General features: G+C 68.9%; 15 protein-coding genes. 6 read left to right on the top strand and 9 right to left on the bottom strand.

The window, feature by feature from the left end; translation table 11 throughout:
- Nucleotides 1–47: 47 nt before the first annotated feature.
- Nucleotides 48–2,708 (bottom strand): SNF2-related protein, encoded by a 2,661-nt coding sequence (locus ACFV15_RS37520; RefSeq protein WP_378356835.1) that lies wholly within the window; start codon nt 2,706–2,708, stop codon nt 48–50.
- A gap of 41 nt (nt 2,709–2,749) precedes the next feature.
- Nucleotides 2,750–4,765 (bottom strand): acyl-CoA dehydrogenase family protein, encoded by a 2,016-nt coding sequence (locus ACFV15_RS37515; protein WP_378356834.1) that lies wholly within the window; start codon nt 4,763–4,765, stop codon nt 2,750–2,752.
- 144 nt (nt 4,766–4,909) lie between these two features.
- Between ACFV15_RS37515 and kstR the strand changes: the two genes are divergently transcribed.
- Together kstR and ACFV15_RS37505 are read left to right on the top strand one after the other, a co-directional pair.
- A complete protein-coding gene (gene kstR / locus ACFV15_RS37510; RefSeq protein WP_378356832.1) occupies nt 4,910–5,548 on the top strand; it encodes a cholesterol catabolism transcriptional regulator KstR in 639 nt (212 codons plus the stop codon).
- Between the two features lie 88 nt (nt 5,549–5,636).
- Nucleotides 5,637–6,080 carry an LGFP repeat-containing protein gene (locus tag ACFV15_RS37505; protein WP_378356830.1) on the top strand — a complete coding sequence of 148 codons (444 nt, stop codon included), beginning with the start codon at nt 5,637–5,639 and terminating at the stop codon, nt 6,078–6,080.
- 72 nt (nt 6,081–6,152) lie between these two features.
- Here ACFV15_RS37505 and ACFV15_RS37500 read toward each other — a convergent pair whose 3' ends face one another.
- Nucleotides 6,153–6,776: an RICIN domain-containing protein gene (locus ACFV15_RS37500; RefSeq protein WP_378356828.1), complete on the bottom strand. Its 624-nt coding sequence runs from the start codon at nt 6,774–6,776 to the stop codon at nt 6,153–6,155.
- A gap of 187 nt (nt 6,777–6,963) precedes the next feature.
- Between ACFV15_RS37500 and ACFV15_RS37495 the strand changes: the two genes are divergently transcribed.
- Entirely contained in the window at nt 6,964–7,869 is a 906-nt protein-coding gene (locus ACFV15_RS37495; protein ID WP_378356826.1) for an ArsR/SmtB family transcription factor, read from the top strand.
- Here the strand turns inward: ACFV15_RS37495 and ACFV15_RS37490 are convergent.
- The gene (locus tag ACFV15_RS37490; protein ID WP_378356824.1) at nt 7,858–8,850 is read right to left on the bottom strand and encodes a TIGR03557 family F420-dependent LLM class oxidoreductase; all 993 of its coding nucleotides are present in this window, start codon (nt 8,848–8,850) and stop codon (nt 7,858–7,860) included. The two genes, ACFV15_RS37495 and ACFV15_RS37490, sit on opposite strands and share 12 nt — an antisense overlap.
- Nucleotides 8,851–8,870: 20 nt before the next feature.
- Nucleotides 8,871–9,701 (bottom strand): LLM class F420-dependent oxidoreductase, encoded by an 831-nt coding sequence (locus ACFV15_RS37485; protein WP_378356822.1) that lies wholly within the window; start codon nt 9,699–9,701, stop codon nt 8,871–8,873.
- Nucleotides 9,702–9,777: 76 nt separating this feature from the next.
- Here ACFV15_RS37485 and ACFV15_RS37480 point away from each other — a divergent pair, with 76 nt between their 5' ends.
- Complete coding sequence (locus tag ACFV15_RS37480; RefSeq protein ID WP_378356820.1) at nt 9,778–10,470, top strand: class I SAM-dependent methyltransferase; 693 nt, start codon at nt 9,778–9,780, stop codon at nt 10,468–10,470.
- A gap of 6 nt (nt 10,471–10,476) precedes the next feature.
- Here the strand turns inward: ACFV15_RS37480 and icmF are convergent, their stop codons facing one another.
- The 3 genes from icmF to ACFV15_RS37465 all read right to left on the bottom strand — a co-directional run bounded on the left by icmF (nt 10,477) and on the right by ACFV15_RS37465 (nt 19,043).
- Complete coding sequence (icmF, locus tag ACFV15_RS37475) at nt 10,477–13,713, bottom strand: fused isobutyryl-CoA mutase/GTPase IcmF (RefSeq protein WP_378356818.1); 3,237 nt, start codon at nt 13,711–13,713, stop codon at nt 10,477–10,479.
- A 76-nt stretch (nt 13,714–13,789) separates the two neighbouring features.
- Nucleotides 13,790–14,839 (bottom strand): DUF6183 family protein, encoded by a 1,050-nt coding sequence (locus tag ACFV15_RS37470; protein WP_378356816.1) that lies wholly within the window; start codon nt 14,837–14,839, stop codon nt 13,790–13,792.
- A 64-nt stretch (nt 14,840–14,903) separates the two neighbouring features.
- Entirely contained in the window at nt 14,904–19,043 is a 4,140-nt protein-coding gene (locus tag ACFV15_RS37465; RefSeq protein ID WP_378356814.1) for a polymorphic toxin-type HINT domain-containing protein, read from the bottom strand.
- Nucleotides 19,044–19,363: 320 nt separating this feature from the next.
- On the opposite strand from ACFV15_RS37465, the gene ACFV15_RS37460 reads away from it, so the two are divergent.
- Nucleotides 19,364–19,828 (top strand): GatB/YqeY domain-containing protein, encoded by a 465-nt coding sequence (locus tag ACFV15_RS37460; RefSeq protein WP_378356813.1) that lies wholly within the window; start codon nt 19,364–19,366, stop codon nt 19,826–19,828.
- A gap of 54 nt (nt 19,829–19,882) precedes the next feature.
- On the opposite strand, the gene ACFV15_RS37455 is transcribed toward ACFV15_RS37460, so the two are convergent.
- Nucleotides 19,883–20,467 (bottom strand): nitroreductase family protein, encoded by a 585-nt coding sequence (locus ACFV15_RS37455; protein WP_378356811.1) that lies wholly within the window; start codon nt 20,465–20,467, stop codon nt 19,883–19,885.
- 52 nt (nt 20,468–20,519) lie between these two features.
- Here ACFV15_RS37455 and ACFV15_RS37450 point away from each other — a divergent pair, with 52 nt between their 5' ends.
- Entirely contained in the window at nt 20,520–20,729 is a 210-nt protein-coding gene (locus ACFV15_RS37450) for a hypothetical protein (RefSeq protein ID WP_378356809.1), read from the top strand.
- Nucleotides 20,730–20,859: the final 130 nt, after the last annotated feature.

Raw genomic sequence — 20,859 nt, 5'->3', positions numbered from 1 at the left:
GCCGGCTGCCGCGACGGTCTCCCCGGCGCGGCAGCCGGCTTCCGTCCTCACCGGGCCCCCAGCCGCACCAGTTCGGCGAGCTGCTCATCGGACAGCTCGGTGATCCAGTTCTCCCCCGCGCCGATGACGGCTTCCGCAAGGCCCCGCTTGGTCTCCAGCAACCCGGCGACGCGTTCCTCCAACGTGCCCTCGGTGATCAGCCGGTGCACCTGAACCGGCCGATCCTGCCCGATCCGGAACGCCCTGTCCGTCGCCTGGTCCTCCACCGCCGGATTCCACCACCGGTCGTAATGGATCACATGCGTGGCCTTGGTCAAGTTCAGGCCGACGCCGCCTGCCTTGAGTGACAACAGGAAGACCGGGAACTCGCCTGCCTGGAATCGGCGGACCATGTCGTCGCGCTCGGCCGGGCTGCTCGAGCCGGTCAGCGTCGCCGACGGCAGGCCGCGCTCGGCCAGCCGGATCTCCAGCAGGCGCAGGAGCTGGACGTACTGGCTGAACACCAGGACGCTTTCGCCTTCGTCGAGGATGATGTCGAGCAGCTCGTCGAAGGCGGCTAGCTTGCCGGACCGGCCGGTGATCGGGCCCTGCTCCTTGAGGAATTGGGCCGGGTGGTTGCAGATCTGCTTGAGCGCGGTGAGCAGCTTGAACACCTCGCCGCGGCGTTGCATGCCGTCCATCTCCTGGATCGCGGCCATGCTTTCGCGGACCACGGCCTCGTACAGCGTCGCCTGCTCGGCCGACAGCGGGACGTAGGTGTCGGTCTCGGTCTTGCTCGGCAGCTCCGGCGCAATATCGGGGTCGGTTTTCTTGCGCCGCAACAGGAATGGTCGGACCAGAGTGGCCAAGCGCTCGGTGACCGCCTTGTCGTGGTTCCGCTCGATCGGCTTGGCGACCGTCCGGCGGAAATGGTCCAGCGTGCCGAGCAGGCCCGGCGTCGTCCAGTCGAGGATCGACCAGAGCTCGGCGAGCCTGTTCTCCATCGGGGTTCCGGTCAACGCCACCCGCGCGCCCGATTCGATGCGGCGCAACGCCTTCGCCGTCGCGGACATCGGGTTCTTCACGTGCTGGGCCTCGTCCGCGGCGACAAGACCCCACTTCAGCGCGGAGAGCGCTTTGTCACGGCGCGCCACGCCGTACGTCGCGAGCACGATCTCACCGGGGGCCAGGTCGTCCAGGTTGCGCGCGCCGCCGTGGAACCGGCGGACCGGCACCGACGGCGCGAACTTGGCGATCTCACGCTCCCAGTTGCCCAGCAGCGAGGTCGGGCAGACCACGAGCGTCGGACCGGCGGCGAGCGACTCGCGATGCAGGTGCAGCGCGATCAGCTGGACCGTCTTGCCCAGTCCCATGTCGTCGGCGAGGCAGGCGCCCAGTCCGAGCTCGGTCATCTTGACGAGCCAGGTGAGACCCGCGCGCTGATACGGGCGCAGTGTCGCCAGCAGCCGCGGCGACGGCTCCACCGGTTCGTCCATTGTGGACGTGATGCGCTCGGCCAAGCCGGTCAGCACCGGCGACGGCGCGAACGCGATCTCCTCACCGTCGAGCTCCAGCTTGCCGGTGAGCGCCGCGCCCAATGCCTCCGATCCGGTCAGTGGCCGTTTCTCGCGCCGGAGCTTGGCGAGCAGCACACTGTCCGTCTTGATCCACTTGCCACGCAGGCGGACGATCGGCCGCTTGGCCTCCGCCAGCATCGAGACCTCGTCCTCGGTCAGCACCTCATCACCCATGCTGACCTGCCATTTGAAGTCCAGCAGGTCCTTGAGGGTGAATGTGGCCCCGGAATCCGGTTTGGGTGACTCGACGCCCGCCTTGGCCTTCATCCGCGTGAACAGGGCCTCGGGCCAGAGCACGGTGATGCCGATTTCGTCGAGCGCGCGCCCGCCGTAGGCGAGCAGGTGCGACACCTCGTCGTCGGTCAGCACGAACTCGTCCGGCTCCTCCTGGACCCGGCCCAGCGGCGGCCAGACCCTGGCACCACGCCTGACGCCCAGCAGCAGCTGGGTCTCCACCTGACCGCCGAACCGCCTGCCCACCTCGTCCGGCATGCGGCGGATCTCCGAGGCGTCGGCGACGAGGCTCGAGTCCGCGAGGCTGCGGAGCATGGGCACGGCCCACACCTTGAAGCCCGGCATGCCGCCGGCGTCGAACGCCTCTCGCGGCTCGACGCGCAGCAGCATCTCCGCGCCGCCCGGCGGGCCCGCGATGCCGTCCGGGGACAGGCCGCGCGCCAGCACGTCCGCCGTCGCGTCCCACAACGCGCGGATCAACGACTCTGGTGAGTGCAGCCGGGGCCGTTTGAGCCCCGACAAGGCGAGCGCGTGCGCCTCCGGCGGCAACGCGGCCGCCAGCTCACGCAGGCGCGCCTCGTCCTCCTCGTCGAGCGGGCCGGCGCGCCAGCCATCGCCGTCGGGCGGGCGCGCGGGGATCAGCCGCCCGCGCGAGACGAGGTCGACGCCGGCCGTGACGGCGGCGGACCAGGCCGCCACGGTCGGGCTCGCCCGTGGATCGGCCGTCAGCAGCCGGGGGATGGCGCTCGCCATCGGGACCACTCTCGCCTCGACCTTGGTGCGTACTGGCGCTCTTCCCGTTGTCACCAGCAGCTCGATCGGCGTGTCGCCGTGTGCGTCTCCCCACAGCGCGAGTACGCCTTCACGCGGGGGCTCGGAGGGAACGTAGGTGGCCTGGGTGTGCTCGGTGATTTCCATGCACACGACGCTAGACCCGGGCACCGACAGTTTTGGATCGGCTACTGCCTGGGCAGGCCGAGCAGCCGTTCGGCGGCCAACGTCAGCAGGACTTGGGTCGTGCCGCCCGCGATGCTCAAACACCGGCTGAGCAGGAATTCGTGCTGTGCGGCCGATGTCTGTTCGTCCACAGCCACCGCTCCTGGCCCGCACAGGTCCAACGCCGCCTCGGCGACGGCCTGCCGATGGCGGACACCGAGCAGCTTCCGCACGCTCGAGACGGGCCCAGGATCCTGACCTGCCAAGGCAAGCAGCGTCATCCGGAGGTCGAGCAACGACCCGGCGAGGCCCTCCGCGATCAGCCCGCCCAGCCGGTCCGAAGTCACCTGATCAGGTGAAGAAACCTGACCCAGCAAGGTTTCCACGCCTTCGCCGACCGCCGGTCCCCCGCCGATCGCGACCCGCTCGTTGGCCAGCGTGGTCCGCGCGAGCCGCCAGCCGCCGTTGACCTCGCCGACCACGCAGTCGTCCGGCACGAAGACGTCGTCGAGGAACACCTCGTTGAACCGCGCGTCGCCGGTGATCTCCCGCAGCGGCCGGATGTCGATCCCCGCCGAGCGCATGTCGACGAGGAAGTACGTGATCCCCTTGTGCTTGGCCACTTCCTGGTCGGTCCTGGCCAGGCAGATCGCCCAGTCGGCCTCGCGCGCGAGCGACGTCCACACCTTCTGCCCGGTCAGCCGCCAGCCGCCGTCGGCGCGGATCGCCTTGGTACGCAAGGAAGCCAGGTCCGAGCCCGCGCCAGGCTCGCTGAACAGCTGACACCAGGTGAGCTCGCCGGTCAGCGTCGGGCCCGCGAACTTGTCCCGCTGTGCGGCGGTTCCGTGCTCCAGGATGGTCGGGACCGCCCACGCGCCGATCACGAGATCCGGCCGCCGGACTCCCGCGCGAGCGAGTTCCGCGTCGACCGCGAGCTGGCGCGCCGGCGACGCGTCGAGCCCGTACGGCTTCGGCCAGTGCGGCATGAGCAGGCCGGTCTCGGCCAGTTTGCGCCGCTGCTCTCCCGGCTCCAGCGCCGCGATTTCCTCGGCCACCGAACGGAATTCGCCGGTATCGCCGACATCGACGGCCAATGTGCGCCGCGAGCCAGCCAGCGCGAGTCCGGCCGCGCGAACCCGCCAGCGCGTCGAACCGCCGAGCCACTGCCGCAGCGAGACGGCGCGCCGCAGATAGCGGTGCGCGTCATGCTCCCAGGTGAAGCCGATGCCGCCGAGCACTTGGATACAGTCCTTCGCGTTCTCGACCGCCGCGTCGAGCACGAACGCGCCCGCCACCGCCGCCGCGAACGCGTGCTGCGCGGGATTCTCGTCAGCCGCGCGCGCCGCGTCCCATGCCAGCGCGGACGCCGCTTCGGCCCGGCAGAGCATCTCGGCGCACAGGTGCTTGACCGCCTGGAACGACCCGATCGGGCGGTCGAACTGCTCACGCACCTTGGCGTACTCGGCCGCGGTGCGCACACACCAGTGCGCGATCCCGGACGCCTCCGCGGCGGCCAGTGTCAGCGCGAGTTCCTCGGCACCCGTGATCACCGCTTCGGGTGACACGGCGAAGTCCGTCAGCTCACCCTGCCCGAACTCACGGGAAAGATCGAACGACTCGACCGCGTCGACCGGCGGCCCGAGAAACCAGACGATATGACCGTCCACATGGGCCGGCAGCAGGCTGGCCGCAGAAGGCCCGCCGTCCAGCACGAGCCCGGTGCGCCCCGAGACGGTCAGCCCGCCATCGGCGGACCTGGTCCCGGCCAGTTCGCTGTCCAGTGCCACCCCGACCGGACCGTCGATCACGCGCCCGGCCAGCAGGTTTCCCAGCAAGCTGCCCAGCACCGGCCCGGGGGCCAGCGCGCCCGCGACCGCTTCGAGCCCGACGGCGACGTCGGCGATGCCACCGGGCTCACCCGGCAGCGCGAGACTGAACAGTCCGATGTCGACCAGCTCGCGGAAGGTTCCCCCACGTCCGGCCCACGCCGTGACCGACTCGGCCAGCGCACGCTGCTCCTCGGTGATCGCGATCGGCACGCTGATCCTCCTTCGCCACGAGAGAGGATCATTGTAGAACGTGTTTCAGTTTTCGCGCGAGTGTCCCTGAGCTTGAACCGTTGAAGAAGTTAGGTACGCTACCGACTGAAAGAGGAACAAGTTCCGGATCAGGGGGACCCCACGATGGCAGGCAAGGCCAAGGCGCCCGCACCGGCCAAGAGCCGCGCCACCGCTCTGGGCACGATGAACAGCGACGAGCTCGGCTCCGCCGCGCAGCGCGACCGCCGCCGCCGCATCATCGACGCGACACTGGCTTTGGCCGCGAAGGGCGGCTACGACGCCGTCCAGATGCGCGCCGTCGCCGAGAAGGCCGACGTCGCCCTCGGCACCCTCTACCGCTACTTCCCCTCGAAGATCCACCTGCTGGTCTCCGGCCTCGCGCGCGAGTTCGAACGCGCCCAGGAGAAGATCGAGCGCTCGGCGATCCCCGGCGAGACGCCCAGCGAGCGGCTGATCTTCGTGCTCGGCCGCAACACCCGCCTCATGCAGCGCGACCCGCACCTCACCGAGGCGATGGTGCGCGCCTTCATGTTCGCCGACACCACCGCCGCCGCAGAGGTCGAGCAGGTCGGCCGCCTGATGGAGAACATGTTCGCCAAGGCGATGGGCATCGAGGAGCCCACCGAGTCGGACCGGGACATCTTCCACCTCATCGCCGACGTCTGGATGGCGAACCTGGTCGCCTGGGTGACGCGCCGCGCGACCGCCAGCGACGTCGCGAACCGGCTCGAGCTGTCCGTCCACTTGCTCTTGGACAAGTGACCAAGGTCCGTGAAGCCTACCCGGCGCGGACATCTCTCTGGAGGCGAAGAGCCTGCCCGGCCGCTTCCTGCGTAGCTATGCCGGCGAGTTGTGGGCGGCAGACAAGAGCGGTGCTCGCCCCTTCGACTCAGCCGAGGACTTCGAACAGGACGCCGTCTGGCGTGCCGACGCGGTCGCGCCCGAAGCGTCATCACCGGTCAGTCTGCGTTGGCTGAACGATGATGGCGTTCGCGCCCAGGTCGGCAATCCAACTGCCGTCGAACAGGCCGATGGATCTTCCGTGTACCGGAAGTACGAGCGTGGCGCGCTCTTCTGGAACGCGGAGAGCGGCGTCTACAAGATCGGGAATGAGATTCTCAGCTCATTCCTGCAGCTGGGCGGGAACACAACCAGGTTCAAATATCCCGTCCGCGATGAATTTTCCACCAACAGCGGGAACTTCTGCGCCTGGTTCAAGGGGGGCTCGTTCTCCTATAACCCCAGCACAGGGCAAACCACGAATTCCATGTTCAGGTGCTCCGCGGTCGGCTGACCACCGCAAAGCGAAGGCCTCCTCTCCCAAGGTAAACCTTGGGAGAGGAGGCCTTCGCCGTTAAATCAGAAATTACTCCCAGATCTGGTTTTCGGCACCGTAGTAGTCCCACAGCTGGACGCGCGTACCCGGCTCGTCGAGTGTGTTGCCGTCAGCGTCGAGCACCTGCCCGCTCGCGACGTTCTGGATGATCAGGTGCTTGCCCTCGTCGTTGCTGTAGAGCGCCCAACGCTGGTTGTCCCAGTCGTTGCGGTCCCAAAGCTGGACCTTCGTACCGTTCTCCCCGAAGGTGTCGAGGTCGGCATCCAGCACCCGGCCACTGGCAAGGTTCACGAACGAGACGGTCTTGTCCTCCTCGTGGAAGATGAAGTACCAACCCTGGTTCGGCGCGGTGTCATCACAGTCCCACAGGGCAACCGTGGTGCCGTTCTCCCACAGGGTGCCGGTGTCGGCGTCAAGGCAGCGACCACTGGCGGTGGACGTGAGAAGGAACGCCTGCGGCTCGGCCGCCGCGCGAGCATCGCGATTGGCGGTGCCCTTGGCCTTCGACGGAATCAGCTTCAGACCGGCGAGCGAGGTCACCGGCTTGCCGTGGTCCTTCGGTGCGTCGGCCGCACTGGCCGACGGCGCGGCCAGCAGGCCGAGCACGGCGGCAGACGTCGCGGCGGCAGCAACGAGCCCCTTGACATTACGCATTTATGCCCCTTTGTTTCCCCAGCAGACCCGGGCCGTCTTTGACAAGACTTCCCGGAGAAGATCCCCCCATCAGGGCCTTCGACGGCGATCATCCCTTCGGGGGACAAATCAGTCGAGCCGATTGAGCGTGCAGGCAAAAACGCAGGTCAGAGCAGGTAACAAAGCAAGACGCCTGTACGACTAATGGGTGAGGCGAGCAATCCTGGGGGATTCGATGTTGCACATCCGGCTCACGTGGCATGACCTGACGCGGATCGGCCTCGCGCCGTCCGCCGACCCGTTCGGCGAGATCGTCGCGAGTCTCGGACTGCTGCGCCGAAGATCCGGCGTCGGCGCGTTCGGCTGGTGGACACAACGCGTCCGCACCCGCCTGCCCGCGTCGACTCCCATGCTCGTCTGGCTCGCGCGCACCGCACCCGAGCTGCTCATGCCCGCGGCGGGCCGCCATGACTTCGAAGCGGGGCTGACCGCGCTCAAGGATCTCGGCACGATCGAGGAAGCGCTTACCGGCTCGCAGGTCGAAGCGCACGACCCGGTCCAGGCCTTGCGTGACTACTACGAGGTCGCGGTCGCCCCGCACTGGGAGACGATCCGCGCGCAGGTCGAGGCCGACCGCGAGATGCGCGCGCAGATCCTGCTCGCGAACGGGGTCGACGCGCTGCTCACCAGCCTGCCGTGGCTGCGGTGGAGCTACCCGGTGCCGGAGGGCCCTGACCTGGGGCGCGGGCTCTCGCTGGTGCCCGCCTACTTCGCCGCGGCACCCACGATGATCGGCGCAGACCCGAACCCGCCCCGGCTCCTCTACCCCGCCGCACGGCTCGGCGCGCTGACCGCGAAGCCGCGTCAGGGCCGGATTCCCGTGCCGTCCAAGGCACTCGCCGCGCTGCTGGGGCCGACGCGCGCGGAGGCGTTGCTGATTCTCGCCGTCGGCTGCGGAACGTCCGAACTGGCCGAGCGGCTCGGCGTCAGCCCCTCGGCGGTCAGCAAGCACACGGCGGTGCTCCGGGAGGCGGGGTTGATCACCACGCACCGCGACCGGAACACCGTCCTGCACTCGCTGACGCCGCTGGGCAACGCTTTGTTAAGCAGTTAGCTTCGGCAGCACTTCGCGGCCGAACGTCTCGATCCACTGGTCCTGGTTGCGGCCGACGTTGTGCACGTAGATCCGGTTGAAACCGGCGTCGACGTACTTCTGCAGCGACGCGCGGTGGACGTCGGGATCGGACGAGACGACCATGCGGCCCTCGAAGTCCTCCTTGCGCACCAGCTTGGCCATCTGCGCGAAGTCGAACGGCGAGCGGATGTCGGCCTTCGGGAACTTCATGCCGCCGTTGGGCCACTGGTCCAGCGCGTTGGCCCAGGCCTCCTCGTCGGTCTCGGCCCACGAGAGGTGCACCTGCAGCAGCTTCGGCATCTCGTCGGGGTCCTTGCCCGCCTTGCGCGCGCCCTGGTTGAAGTTGTCGACGATGCCCGCCAGCTTCTCGATCGACGCGCCGGGCGTGATCAGGCCGTCGGCCAGCTCGCCGGTCTTGCGCGAGGTGTACGGGCCCGCCGAGGCGATGTAGATGGGCGGCGGCGGTCCGTCCGGCAGTGTCCACAAGCGGGTGGTGTGCAGCTTGAAGAACTCGCCGCTGTGCTTGACGTCCTTGCCGGTGAACAGCTTCCTGATGATCTCCAGCGCCTCGAACATGCGCCGGACCCGCTCCGGGGCCTCCGGCCAGTAGCCGCCGATGATGTGCTCGTTGAGCGCCTCACCGGAGCCGATGCCGAGCCAGGTGCGGCCGGGATAAGTGGCCTCCAGCGTCGCGGCGGCCTGCGCCACCATCGCCGGGTGCAGCCGGAACGACGGGCAGGTCACGCCCGGCCCCAGGTCGCCGGTGGTGTTCTCGGCCAGTGAGGCGAGCACGCTCCACACGAACGAGGCCTCGTTCTGCTGCGGCACCCACGGCTGGAAGTGGTCGGCGGCCATCTGGCCGTAGAACCCGTGTTCCTCGCCCAGCTTCGCCAGGCGGATCGACTCCCTCGGCGAGAACTGCTCCAGCGCCGCCGCCAGTCCGATCTGTACTTCAGTCACGCGGTTGTGCACCCTTCCGGTCAGCGGTAACGCTCGACGAGCTTGGCCAGTTCATCGAGCCTGGTGAGGGTCTCGGCCTCGGGCTTGGTGCCGAGCAGGAGCGTGATCCGCTCCACCCCAGCCTCAACATAGCCCTCGAGCACGTCCAGGTTCTTCGTCCCGACGCCGAACACCGACACCGGGAAGTCGCCTGCGTGCTCGTGGAGCAGGTCGAGCTGGGCCTGGATCTGCGACCGCTCGCCCACCCCGTTCGGGGTCCACACGTCGCCGTACTGCTTGAGCCGGTTGAGCGCGGCCGGGGTGTTGCCGCCGACGTAGATCGGCGGGTGCGGCTTCTGCACCGGCTTCGGCCACGAGCCCATCGGCCCGAACTCGACGTGCTTGCCGTGGAACTCGGGCGCGTCCTTCGTCCAGATCTCCTTCAGCGCGGCCAGCTGCTCGTCGAGCTTGGCGCCACGCGTGCGGGGGTCGGTGCCGTGGTCGGCCATCTCCTCGCGGTTCCAGCCGGCGCCGATGCCGAACAGGAAGCGGCCGTCGGAGACCAGGTCGAGGCTCGCGACCTCCTTGGCCGTGTGGATGGTGTCGCGCTGCATCACCAGCGCGATCCCGGTGCCGACCAGTAGGTTCTCGGTCGCGACCGCGGCAGCGGTCAAGGAGACGAACGGGTCGAGTGTGCGGTAATAAACTCGCGGCAGCTCGCCGCCGCCTGGATAGGGCGTCTCCCTGCTGAGCGGGATATGCGAGTGCTCGGCGACGAAGAGCGACTCGAAACCACGCTCTTCCAACGCCTTGCCCAGCACATCGGGCCGGATTCCTTCATCGGTCACGAAAGTCGCTACGCCGAACTTCATACTGAAGATCTACCCCACCGGGCTGGCAGGTATTCCCCGACACTCCGGACGGGTCGACGACAACAGGGGGCCGGGCATGACCGACATGGAGACGCACTTCGAAACGATGTACCGGGCCGGGGGCACCCTGCCGTGGGACATCGGCGAGCCACAGCCCGCGGTGACCCGGCTGGCCGACGAGGGACGGTTCACCGGCGCGGTGCTGGACGTCGGCTGCGGTTTCGGCGGCAACGCGCTGTTCCTGGCCTCGCGCGGGCTCGCCGTCACCGGTGTCGACATCGCTCCCCGCGCGATCGAGCTGGCGTCGGAGCACGCGGCCGCCCAAGGCGCCGATGTCGCGTTCACCGTCGCCGACGTGACCGAGCTATCCGGTTTCGCGAGCCGGTTCGACACCGTGCTGGACAGTGCGCTCTATCACTGCCTGAGCGAGCAGGCACGGCGTGACTGCATGACCGCGCTGCACGGGGCCACCCGGCCGGGCGCGACGCTGCACATCCTGTGCTTCTCGGAACGGCTGCCCTCGGTCTTCCCCGAGGCGATGCGGGTCAGCGAGCGGAACCTGCGGGAGACCGTCAGCGGCGGCTGGGAGATCACCGGGCTCACCGAAACGCTGTACATCACGGCACAGACCCTCGGCGAACTCCACGCCAGGGCCGCCTCGCAGTACCCGGGCGGCGAGCTCCCGCCCGGCGCGCTGAGCTCGGTGGACACCGACGCCCGCGGCCGGGTGCTGCTGCCCGCATGGCAGCTCGCCGCCGTCCGGGTCTAGGGCGTCCTAGACGTTGCGGCGGTACTGACCCCCGACCTCGAAGAACGCCTCGGTGATCTGGCCGAGCGAGCACACCCTGGCCGCGTCCATGAGCACGCCGAACAGGTTGCCGCCGCGCGTCGCGGCCTCGCGCAGCGTCTTGAGCGCCTGCTGCGCGTCCGCGCTGTGACGGTGCTGGAAGTCGTGCAGCCTGGCCAGCTGCGACTCCTTCTCCTCCTCGGTCGCGCGGGCGAGCTCGACGTCCATCTCGTGGGCGTCCGGGTCGTCGTTGCGGAAGGTGTTGACGCCGACGATCGGGAGCGAGCCGTCGTGCTTGAGGCGTTCGTAAAGGATCGACTCGTCCTGGATCTTGCCGCGCTGGTAGCCGGTCTCCATCGCGCCGAGCACGCCGCCGCGCTCGGAAATCCGGTCGAATTCGATGAGCACGGCCTCTTCGACCAGGTCGGTCAGCTCGTCGATGATGAACGAGCCCTGCAGCGGGTTCTCGTTCTTCGACAGGCCCCATTCCTTGTTGATGATCATCTGGATGGCCATCGCGCGGCGCACCGACGACGCGCTCGGCGTGGTGATCGCCTCGTCGAAAGCGTTGGTGTGCAACGAGTTCGCGTTGTCGTACAGCGCGCAGAGCGCCTGCAATGTGGTGCGAATGTCGTTGAAGTTCATCTCCTGCGCGTGCAGCGAGCGCCCGGAGGTCTGCACGTGGTACTTCAGCTTCTGCGAGCGGTCGTTGGCGCCGTAGCGCTCGCGCATGGCGACCGCCCAGATCCGGCGGGCGACGCGGCCGAGCACCGAGTACTCGGCGTCCATGCCGTTGGAGAAGAAGAACGACAGGTTCGGCGCGAAGTCGTCGATGTCCATGCCGCGCGCGAGGTAGGACTCGACGTAGGTGAACCCGTTCGACAGCGTGAACGCGAGCTGCGAGATCGGGTTCGCACCGGCCTCGGCGATGTGGTAGCCGGAGATCGAGACGGAGTAGAAGTTGCGGACGCCGTGCTCGATGAACCATTCCTGGATGTCGGCCATCATCCGCAGGCTGAACTCGGTCGAGAAGATGCAGGTGTTCTGGCCCTGGTCTTCCTTGAGGATGTCCGCCTGCACCGTGCCGCGCACGTTGCGCAGCGCCCATTCGCGCAGCTCGGCGGCTTCGTCGTGGCTGGGCTCGCGGCCGTGCTCCGCCTTGAACGCCTCGACGCGCTGGTCGATCGCGGTGTTGAGGAAGAAGGCGAGGATCGTCGGCGCGGGACCGTTGATGGTCATCGAGACCGAGGTGCTCGGCGACGTCAGGTCGAAGCCGTCGTAGAGCACCTTCATGTCTTCCAGCGTCGCGATGGAGACGCCGGAGGTGCCGACCTTGCCGTAGATGTCGGGGCGGGTGTGCGGGTCGTGGCCGTACAGCGTCACCGAGTCGAACGCCGTCGAAAGGCGCTTCGCGTCCGAGTCCGCCGAGAGCAGCTTGAACCGGCGGTTGGTGCGGAACGCGTCGCCCTCGCCCGCGAACATGCGCGCCGGGTCCTCGCCCTCCCGCTTGAACGGGAAAACGCCTGCGGTGTAAGGGAAGTATCCAGGCAGGTTTTCGCGTCGCAGGAACGAGAGGAGCTCACCGGACTCGGTGTAACGCGGCAGCGCGACGCGGGGGATCTTGTTGCCGGACAACGTCTCGCGCCACAGCGTGGTGCGCAGTTCCTTGTCGCGGATCTTCACGACCAGCTCTTCGGCCTGGTAGGACTCGGCCAGCGCGCGGAACCGCGCCAGCAGGTTGGTCGACTCACCGTCCACATCGGACGCGGCGGCGGCGAGCAGCCCGTCGATGGCGTCGGTTTCCGCGTTGGCGGCCGCGAGAGCCTGCCGAGCGGCGTCGAGGTGCTCGACCTGGCGGACGGCGGCGACCTGTGCCTCGGTCTCCCGGTGATAGCCGCGCACGGTCTCGGCGATGTCGGCGAGGTAGCGCGCGCGGCTCGACGGGATGATCGTGCTGGCGTCGGTGGACACCTTGCCGTCGACATGCGGCAGCACACCGGCCGAAACGGACAGTCCGCGCTCGGCGAGCGTGTCGCGCAGGTTCTGGTACAGCGCGGTCACGCCGTCGTCGTTGAACTTCGCCGCGCTGGTGCCGTAGACCGGCATGTCCTCGGGCGCCGAGCCGAACGCCTCGCGGTTGCGGACCAGCTGGCGCGCGACGTCGCGGCGCGCGTCCTCGGCCCCGCGGCGCTCGAACTTGTTGATCGCCACCGCGTCGGCGAAGTCGAGCATGTCGATCTTCTCCAGCTGCGACGCGGCGCCGAACTCGGGCGTCATCACGTACAGCGACTGGTCCACGTAGTCGACGATGCCGGCGTCGCCCTGGCCGATACCCGGCGTCTCGACGATCACCAGGTCGAAGCCCGCGGCCTTGCAGGCGAGCACCGACTCGCTCAGGCCGACCGGGATCTCGCCGGTGGTGGTGCGGGTGGCGAGCGAGCGGAAGAAGACCGGGCTGCCGTCGAGGCAGTTCATCCGGATGCGGTCGCCGAGCAGCGCGCCGCCGCCCTTGCGCCGCGACGGGTCGACCGCGAGCACCGCGATCCGCAGCTTGTCCTCCTGGTCGAGGCGGAACCGCCGGATCAGCTCGTCGGTCAGCGACGACTTGCCGGAACCACCCGTTCCGGTGATGCCCAGCACGGGGACGGTCTTGAGCTTGGCGGCCTCGCGGATCATGCCGAGCGCCTGTTCGGGCAGCGAGCCGCGCTGCAACTGCGTGATGGCGCGCGCGAGCGACGGGATGTCACCCAGCATCAGCTTGTCGACCGCGACGCCGCCCTGTGCGGACAGGTCGATGTCGCACTCCCGGATCATCAGGTTGATCATCCCCGGCAGGCCCATCTCGTAGCCGTCCTCCGGCGAGAAGATGCGCGCGACACCCCGCGAGTGCAGCAGGTCGATCTCCTCGCGGACGATGACGCCGCCACCGCCGCCGTAGACCTTGATGTGCCCGGCGCCGCGCTCGTTGAGCAGCTCGACCAGGTAACTGAAGTACTCGACGTGCCCGCCCTGGTAGGCGCTGATCGCGACGCCCTGCACGTCCTCGGCGATCGCGGCCGTGGCGACCTCGTCGACCGACCGGTTGTGCCCCAGGTGCACCACCTCCGCGCCCTGCGACTGCAGGATGCGGCGCATGATGTTGATCGAGGCGTCGTGCCCGTCGAACAGACTCGACGCGGTGACGAACCGAACGGGGTTCACGGGGCGGTGCAACTCTGCGGCCATCCCTCCAAAATACTAGGACTTCCGACTATTCCCAACCCGTAGCAACCCGTGATTGCGCTCACGCGCCCCCAGAAAATCAGTCCGTGTCGGTCGCGGCCAGCACGGCCAGTGTGCGCTCGTCCACCCTGAGCACGGCGAACCCGAACTCCGGGATGACCTGCTCGAACCATGGTGTCACCGCCTGGAACCGCCACCAGCGCAACTGCCGCGCGAGCTCGGCGACCTGCTCGACCTGCTCATCCGGATCGGCCCCGACCAGCGCGGACACCGACGCCCAGAGAGCGGCGCGGCCGTAAGCGCCACCCCGCGCCGACGAGTAGGCACCGCCGTTCGCGGCGGCACAGAAGAGCGTGGTGACGACCTCGTCGAAGGTCGCCGGACGAAAGACCAGGCCGTCGGGCTCCAGCCCGCGCAGGCTCTCCAACGGGAGCCCGGCCAGCGTCGAGGCGCCGAAAGTGTCCCCGATCGGGTCCGCGAACTCGAACACCTCGGCTTCGGCCCGCCCGTTCGACCGCTCCAGCCAACCGCGCACGGCGGACGTCATCCGCTCGCGCTGCCCGCTCGTCGTGACCCGGGTGACGACCTGCGGTGACGGAGCCGCCAGCGGAACCTTCTTCTCGGCCTTCGTCAGCAGATAGTCGGCGGAGTAGGAGCCGCCGCCCTCGATGCCGTAATCCTGGAGATCGAACTCCCGTTCCGAGGAACCGAGTCGCAACGGAAGCGCCGCCAGCGGGTGGTTCAGTGCGCGCAGCCTGCGCTGACAGTCCTCTCCCGTCTCACCGAGATCGATACCCCGCGTGACCATCTCCTGGAGCAAACAGGCGTAGACCTCGGCGTTCGTCTCGTCGATGACCGCCTCGGCAAGCAGGCCGAGCAGCACCTCCCGTGGCTGCGCGAATGCCAACTGCGCGGCCGTCAGCCAAGGCGGCCCCGCGCCGGCGAGCGCCGCCTCGATCGCGGCGCGCGCGTGCTCCGCGCCGGGAGTCATGGCCAGCACCCGTCCGATGACTTCCGCTTCCTCCTGGCTTCCCGCTGCGACGAGGGAAAGCAGCCGGGGCACCGGCCAGCCGATCAGTTCCCGGTAATCCAGGTTCCCGAACGCGTCCACGGGAAGTGTTCCAGTCACGCCATCACCTTAAAGCCTGGACGGCTACCCGGAATGGTTCCCGGGTAGCCGTCGAACCGGAACTTCAGAAGTCCAAGAAGGACGTCTGAATGTAGTAACCGTCCTTCATGGACGGATCCTTGATCAACTGGGTCTCCACCTTGCGGGGACTCACGAAACTGTCCGTCTCCTTCACATAGATACGGCCGATCTTGCTGGTGTCCGCCCCCGCGTCGAAGTGGTAGTGGATCGTCGTCATCTGCTTCGTGCCGCTGAGAAAGCTCGCGACCCTGTCCTTGTTGCGATCGAGATTGGCCTGCGTCCAGTGCTCCGCGGTGGGCTGGTCGACGAACGTCGACGCCTTGGGTTTGTTGCGTCCCTTCAGATAGGAGTCGTCCTTGGCGACGTGCCGCTCGATCGTGTGCCCGCGTGCCTCGTGGTAGGTCAGGTCGCAGTTGTGGACCAGCAGCTGCGCGTCGGTGATGTAGTAGTTGTGGTCACCCGCGACCTCGAAGTTGTAGACCGTGGTGCCGGTCATCGAACTCGTGATCGCGGTGATGGGCTGTTCGTCGCCGGAGAGCGTGCTGAGCCTGTCCCCGACGCGGAGTTCGCCCGCGTCGGTCCAGCCCTTGCCGATCACCCAGAACGGGTGCTGCGGGGTGACCTGCAGTGAGGTCCCGCTCGTGGTGATCGTGAGGATCTGGTCCGCGTGCTTGGTGAACAGCCCCACCACACTGCGCAGCTGCGACCGCCCGGTGGCGAGATCACGGGCCCAGACCTGGTCGCCGACGGCGATCCGCTCGATCGGCTTCGCGCCATGGTCCGTCGCGACCGTCGTGCCAGCGGGGAAGCAGTTGCAAGGCCTGCTGGGCGGTGTTTTGGGGCCGGTCTTGAGACCCCAGCGGCCACCCGCGCCGATCACGAACTCGGCGAGTGCGCTCATCAGCAGGAACGTCTGAGGGTCGCCGATGCCCGCCGGGTCAGGGCCCCCGTTGCCGAAAGCGACCACCTGCATCTGGAATTTCGCGCTGCACAGGCTGGACTGCTTCCGGCAGGCGTCGACCAGCAGGTTGAAGACCCCGAACCGCGGGTCCTTGAAAGGGTGGTCCGTGGGGAAGTAGCGTTCGGGGTTGGTCCCGACCTGCTGCTTCAGCGCCTCGATGAGCTCACGCAGGCCAGGAGCGTCGGCACCGAGCGCGACACCGTTGAGGTAGAAGATCCCGGTCTCGGGGTCCTGCCAGGTGACCAGGCCGTTGCCGTGGTCGGTCAGCGCGCCGAGCTCGTCGTCCAGCGGCAGACCGGGACCCAGTTCCGGGCCCGCGTTCTGCTGGTCCTGGTTCTTCTTCTCCTGCGCGGCCTTGCGAGCCGCCTCCTCGGCCCGGTCGGCCGCCTTGCTGGCCTCGACCGCCATGTCACGGGCCCGTTGAGCGGACGAGGCGACGTTGTCGGCGTGCTGCTGCGCGCTCGCGGCGGCACTTTCCGCCTTGGTCGCGTCGGCTTCCGCGTTCGTGGCCGCGCTCCTGGCCGCTGCCGCGTCGGCTTCGGCGTTGGCCGCCGCCGATCGTGCCGCGGCGGCGTCGCGCCCGGCTGCGGCCGCGGACCGGCCTGCGACCGCCGCGTCGTTGTTGGCCGCGTTGGCCGCCTTCCGCGCCAGCACGGCGTCGGCGCGTGCCTGCGCGTCGGCCTGGTTCGCACGCTGGGCGGCAGTGCGCGCCGCCGCGCCGTCCGTCGCCGCGTCCGCCGCTGCCTGCTGGGCGTCCGCGGCCGACTTCGCCGCGTCCGCCGAGGACTTGGCCGCCGCCGCGGCCGCGTCGAACGCGGGCTTGATCTCACCGGAGGCCTGCGTCGCGGCGTCCGCCGCCGCCTTCGCCGCGGTCAAGGCCTCATTGGCCCGGTTCACGGCGGCCTGAGCCTGTTCGGCGCCGACCGTCCTCGCCTGATTCGCCACCGTGATGACGAAGTCGGCGGCGAGGTCGGTGCCGGCGAACGGCGTCACCACGGTGATCGCCGTGTTCGCGGGGTCGGTGATGGCTTGTGAAGACGCTCGTGCCGCCAGCGAGGCCTGGACTGCCAAGCTCGCTTGAGTAGCAGCCGAAACCGCTTCACCCGCGGCCTCGTCGGCCTCGGTCTTCGTTCGCTCAGCCGCGGTCAGCGCTTGCACCGACTCAGAAGCCGCCTGCCCGGCGAGCGAACTCGCGGCTTGCGAAGCCTCAGCCGCCTGCGCTTCGCTCGCGGTCGCGTCTTCGGAAGCCGCATTCGCCTGCAACGCGGCGGCGTGCGTGGCCGCCGCTTCGGCCTCAGCCTGGTTGGCCGCAGCGTTGGCCCGTGCCGCGGCCGCGGCCGCCTGCTGCGCCGCCGCCCGCGCACGTGCCGCCGCGCGGGTCGCTTCGGTCGCCGCCGCCCGTGAGGCCACCGCGGCACCGGTCGCCGTGTTGGCCGCGCCTCGAGCCGCGGTCGCTGCTCCCCTGGCCGTATTCGCCTCGGTGCGTGCCTGGTCGGCCGCCGCACGGGCGGGCGCCTCGTAGTAGCCGCCCCGCGCGGCCGCCGCCGCGGCTTCGTTCGCGGCGGCACGCGCCTCGGTGTCACGCTGCGCACGCTCGGCCTCGAACGCGCGGTCTCGTGCCCGCGTCGCGTTGTCGGCTTCCGTGTTCGCGTCGCGATCCAGCCCGGCGGCGATGCCGTCCTGAGCCTCAGCGCGCTGCCGTGCGCCCAGCGCGATTCCCGCCTGGCGATCGGCTTCGCCGCGCGCCGAATGGGCGACCGCGGCCTGCTGCTCGGCGCGACTGCGCGCCGCTGCCGCCTTGGCCCGTTCCCGCTCGGCCGTCGCCCGTGCCGCAGCGGCCGTCGCGGCCTCCCGCTCCGCGGTGATCCGCGCGTTGCGGGTGCGTTCCGCTGCCGCCCACGCCCGCGCTTCAGCGGCTTCCGCGGCCTGCCTCGCCGCCTTCGTGCGGACGGCGGCGTCCTTGGCCGCGTCGGCCTGCACCCGCGCGGCCTCGGCGATCGACGCCGCGGCCCGCGCGTGTTCTTCCGCGTGCAGGCGCCACTGTTCCGCTTCTGCGGCGTGCCGTTCGGCTTGTTCCTGGGCATTCTTCGCCTGGTCGGTGAAGGCCGTCGCGTCGACAGCGTGCGAAGCGGTCTCCGACGCCTTGGCGGCCGCCAGCGAAGCACCGGCCATACCGGCGGCCATCTGCGCCCACTCGACGCCGTAGGTCAGCCCGGTCTCGACCAGGACGTTCGCCTCGACCTGGGCGCGCACCGAGGCGGTCCGCGCGTCCTCCGACGCCTGGTTCGCCAGTGCGAGTTGCCGGGCGACCTCGGCCTTGACCGCGTTGAACGCGTCAGCGGGATGCTGGCCGCCCGCCTTGTTGGCCATCAGGATCTGCTCGGCCTTGCGGGCTTCGGTGCCCGCGGACACCAGTGCGTTGGCCGCCCGCTCCAGCGCGTTCACGCCAGCGCCGTGCGCCACCAGCAAACCCCGGCGGGCCTGTGACGCGCGCGCGGACTTCTTCGCCAGCTCGGAAAGCTCTTCCGCGGCCTTGTCGCGGGCCTCCTGGTCCTTGATCGCCTGCTCATGAGCATCGGCGTCGGCCTTCGCCGCCACCAGGTAGCCGGTCTTCAGGAACTCCGCGATGGCGGCGTCACCGGCGTCCAAGGCCGTCTGCGCCGCGGCTTTGACCTTCGGCCCGGCCGCCCCCACGAGCATCGTCACGCGCGCGCGGTTCTCCGCGGCGCGAGCCTGCACGCCCTGGCTGGTCTCAGCGTCCCGCTGTTGCGCGATTCGCTTGCCGTAAGCCAGAAAAGCGGCCCGATCACTGTCGGTGCCCGCGAGCACTCGCGCGACTTCGGCGTTGAAGTACGGACCGCCGGTTCCCGCCAACGGCTCGATCTCGGCACGGTCGCGGCGGGCCTGCTCCTGTTTACGGGCGGCGGCCAGCGCTTTGGCCTGGTTCAGGCCGGTGTCGAGGAAGGCCATGATCGCGGTGCGGTCACCGGCCAGCGCGGCGGTCGCCGCGTCACGGACTTCGAAGTCTTCGGCCAACTCGGCATTGTCGGCGACAATCTGCCGCAATCGGGGATCACCGAGGAATCCGGGCGGAAGCCCGGTCTTGCCGTCCCATTCGGGATAGGGTTCCGACCAGGCGGGCTGCACGCCCGGTGGCGGCGGGTCGGCCTGCACGGCGGCTTGTGCCGGCGGGTGCAGCAATCCCGCGAAAACCGCTGTCACAAGGGAAAACACCACTGCTCTTCGAGCGCGTGACACACTCATCGAACCCCCAGATTGATGAATAGTGATTAAGCCTTAAAGGCCTTACCGAATCGGCGACGGCGATTTCAGCCAAGAAAACGCAGGCAGCACAAACCAACGCGCACCGCGCGTCACGCTTCACCTACTTGACGACAATTCCCACCCAAAACCCCAGTGGCAAGAACTTATTCGACTGAGCATGGGGACGCAATTGTGGGCCACGTCACTCCGGTGCCCGTTCGGTCCAGCCGGCGCTAATTGGCGAGCACACCGGAGACGCGGGTGCCAAGATTGCCGCCATGACCACGCTCAAAGCCCAACTGCACGACGACCTCACCACCGCCATCAAGGCACGCGACGAGCTCCGGTCCGCCACGCTCAGGCTCACCCTGTCGGCGATCAGCTACCAGGAGACGGCGGGCACCGAGCCCCGCGTGCTCTCCGACGACGACGTCCTCAAGGTGATCGCCCGCGAGGTGAAGAAGCGCCGCGAGGCCTCGACCGCCTTCGAGAAGGGCGGCCGCGCCGAGTCCGCCGCCCGCGAACTGGCCGAAGCCGAGGTCCTCACCGCCTACCTGCCGGAGCAGCTCTCGGACGCCGAACTGTCCGCGATCGTCGCCGCCGCGGTGGCCCAGGCCAAGGCCGACGGCGCCGAGGGCGGCAAGGCGATGGGCGCGGTCATGAAGATCGTGAAGCCCCAGGTGGGCGACCGGGCCGACGGCTCGCGCGTCGCCGCCGAGGTCAAGCGCCTCCTGCTCGGCTAATTGGGTCGTGAGTGGTACGGCCGGTTCTAACCGGTCATACCACTCACGACCTCGTCACCAGTGGCCGAAGCGGACCACGTCGTCGAAGGCTCGCCGCGCGACCTTACGTACTGAGGAGCCGGGCGACGCTTCCGTCTCGGCGCCATGGCCGAGCGCGACGACCCCGATCGGCTCGTGGTCTTCCGGTACGCCGAAGTCCGCGCGCAGCCTGGCAACGCCTTCAGGTCCGATCCCGGTGTAGACCGCACCGAGGCCTTCGTCAACGACGGTCTGCAGGATCAGCAAGGTCGCCATGCCGGTGTCGATGTCCCAGAACGGCACCGGCCAGCGAGCCTCGTCGCGGTCGGTCCAGCCCTTGTCCTCGCGGGCGTAGCGGTCGAGATAAACGTTCTTGACCGACAGCGGAATGATCACGACCGGCGCGGTCTTCACGGTCTCGTACGTCCAGTCCGCGCCGTACTCCCAGAACCGCTTCAGCTCGTCGCCCTGCAGGACGAGAAAGCCCTGACCTTGCGAGAAGCCGGCGGACGGCCCACGCAGGGCGTTGCGCAGAATGCGCTGGAGGCTTTCCTCCGAGACCGGCTCGTCGGTGAACTCGCGCACCATCCGACGACGGCGCACCACATCCTGGAATTCCACAGTGACCCCCTAGATCGAGACGACCACTCGACCGTAACCGCGAGGTAGGAGCATGGACAGCTTCGAAGCACGGACGGCTTGGCCGAAGCTGTCCGCCGAGCTACGCACGGAGATCGACAGCCTGGTCGTCGCGCGGCGGAACATTCAGGCGATCGCGGCCTTCCGAGACCGCTCGGGCCTCGAGCCCAGGCCAGGACTTGCCGAGGCAGTGGAACTCCTCCAGCACCGGTACGACGTGCTACTCGGGCAAGAGGGGTCGTGAGTGGCACGACCGGTTAGAACCCAATGCCGGGTAGTTAGGGCGTGGGGTGTGGTGTCAAGAGTGTTGCTGTGTAGGTGACTGTTTGTGATGGTGGTGTCCCTGGGCGTTTGGATGGGAATGGTGAGGTTGG

This window comes from Amycolatopsis sp. NPDC059657 (genome assembly GCF_042734395.1).
GTDB lineage: Bacteria > Actinomycetota > Actinomycetes > Mycobacteriales > Pseudonocardiaceae > Amycolatopsis.
This window is presented reverse-complemented; position numbering and strand designations above follow the sequence as displayed.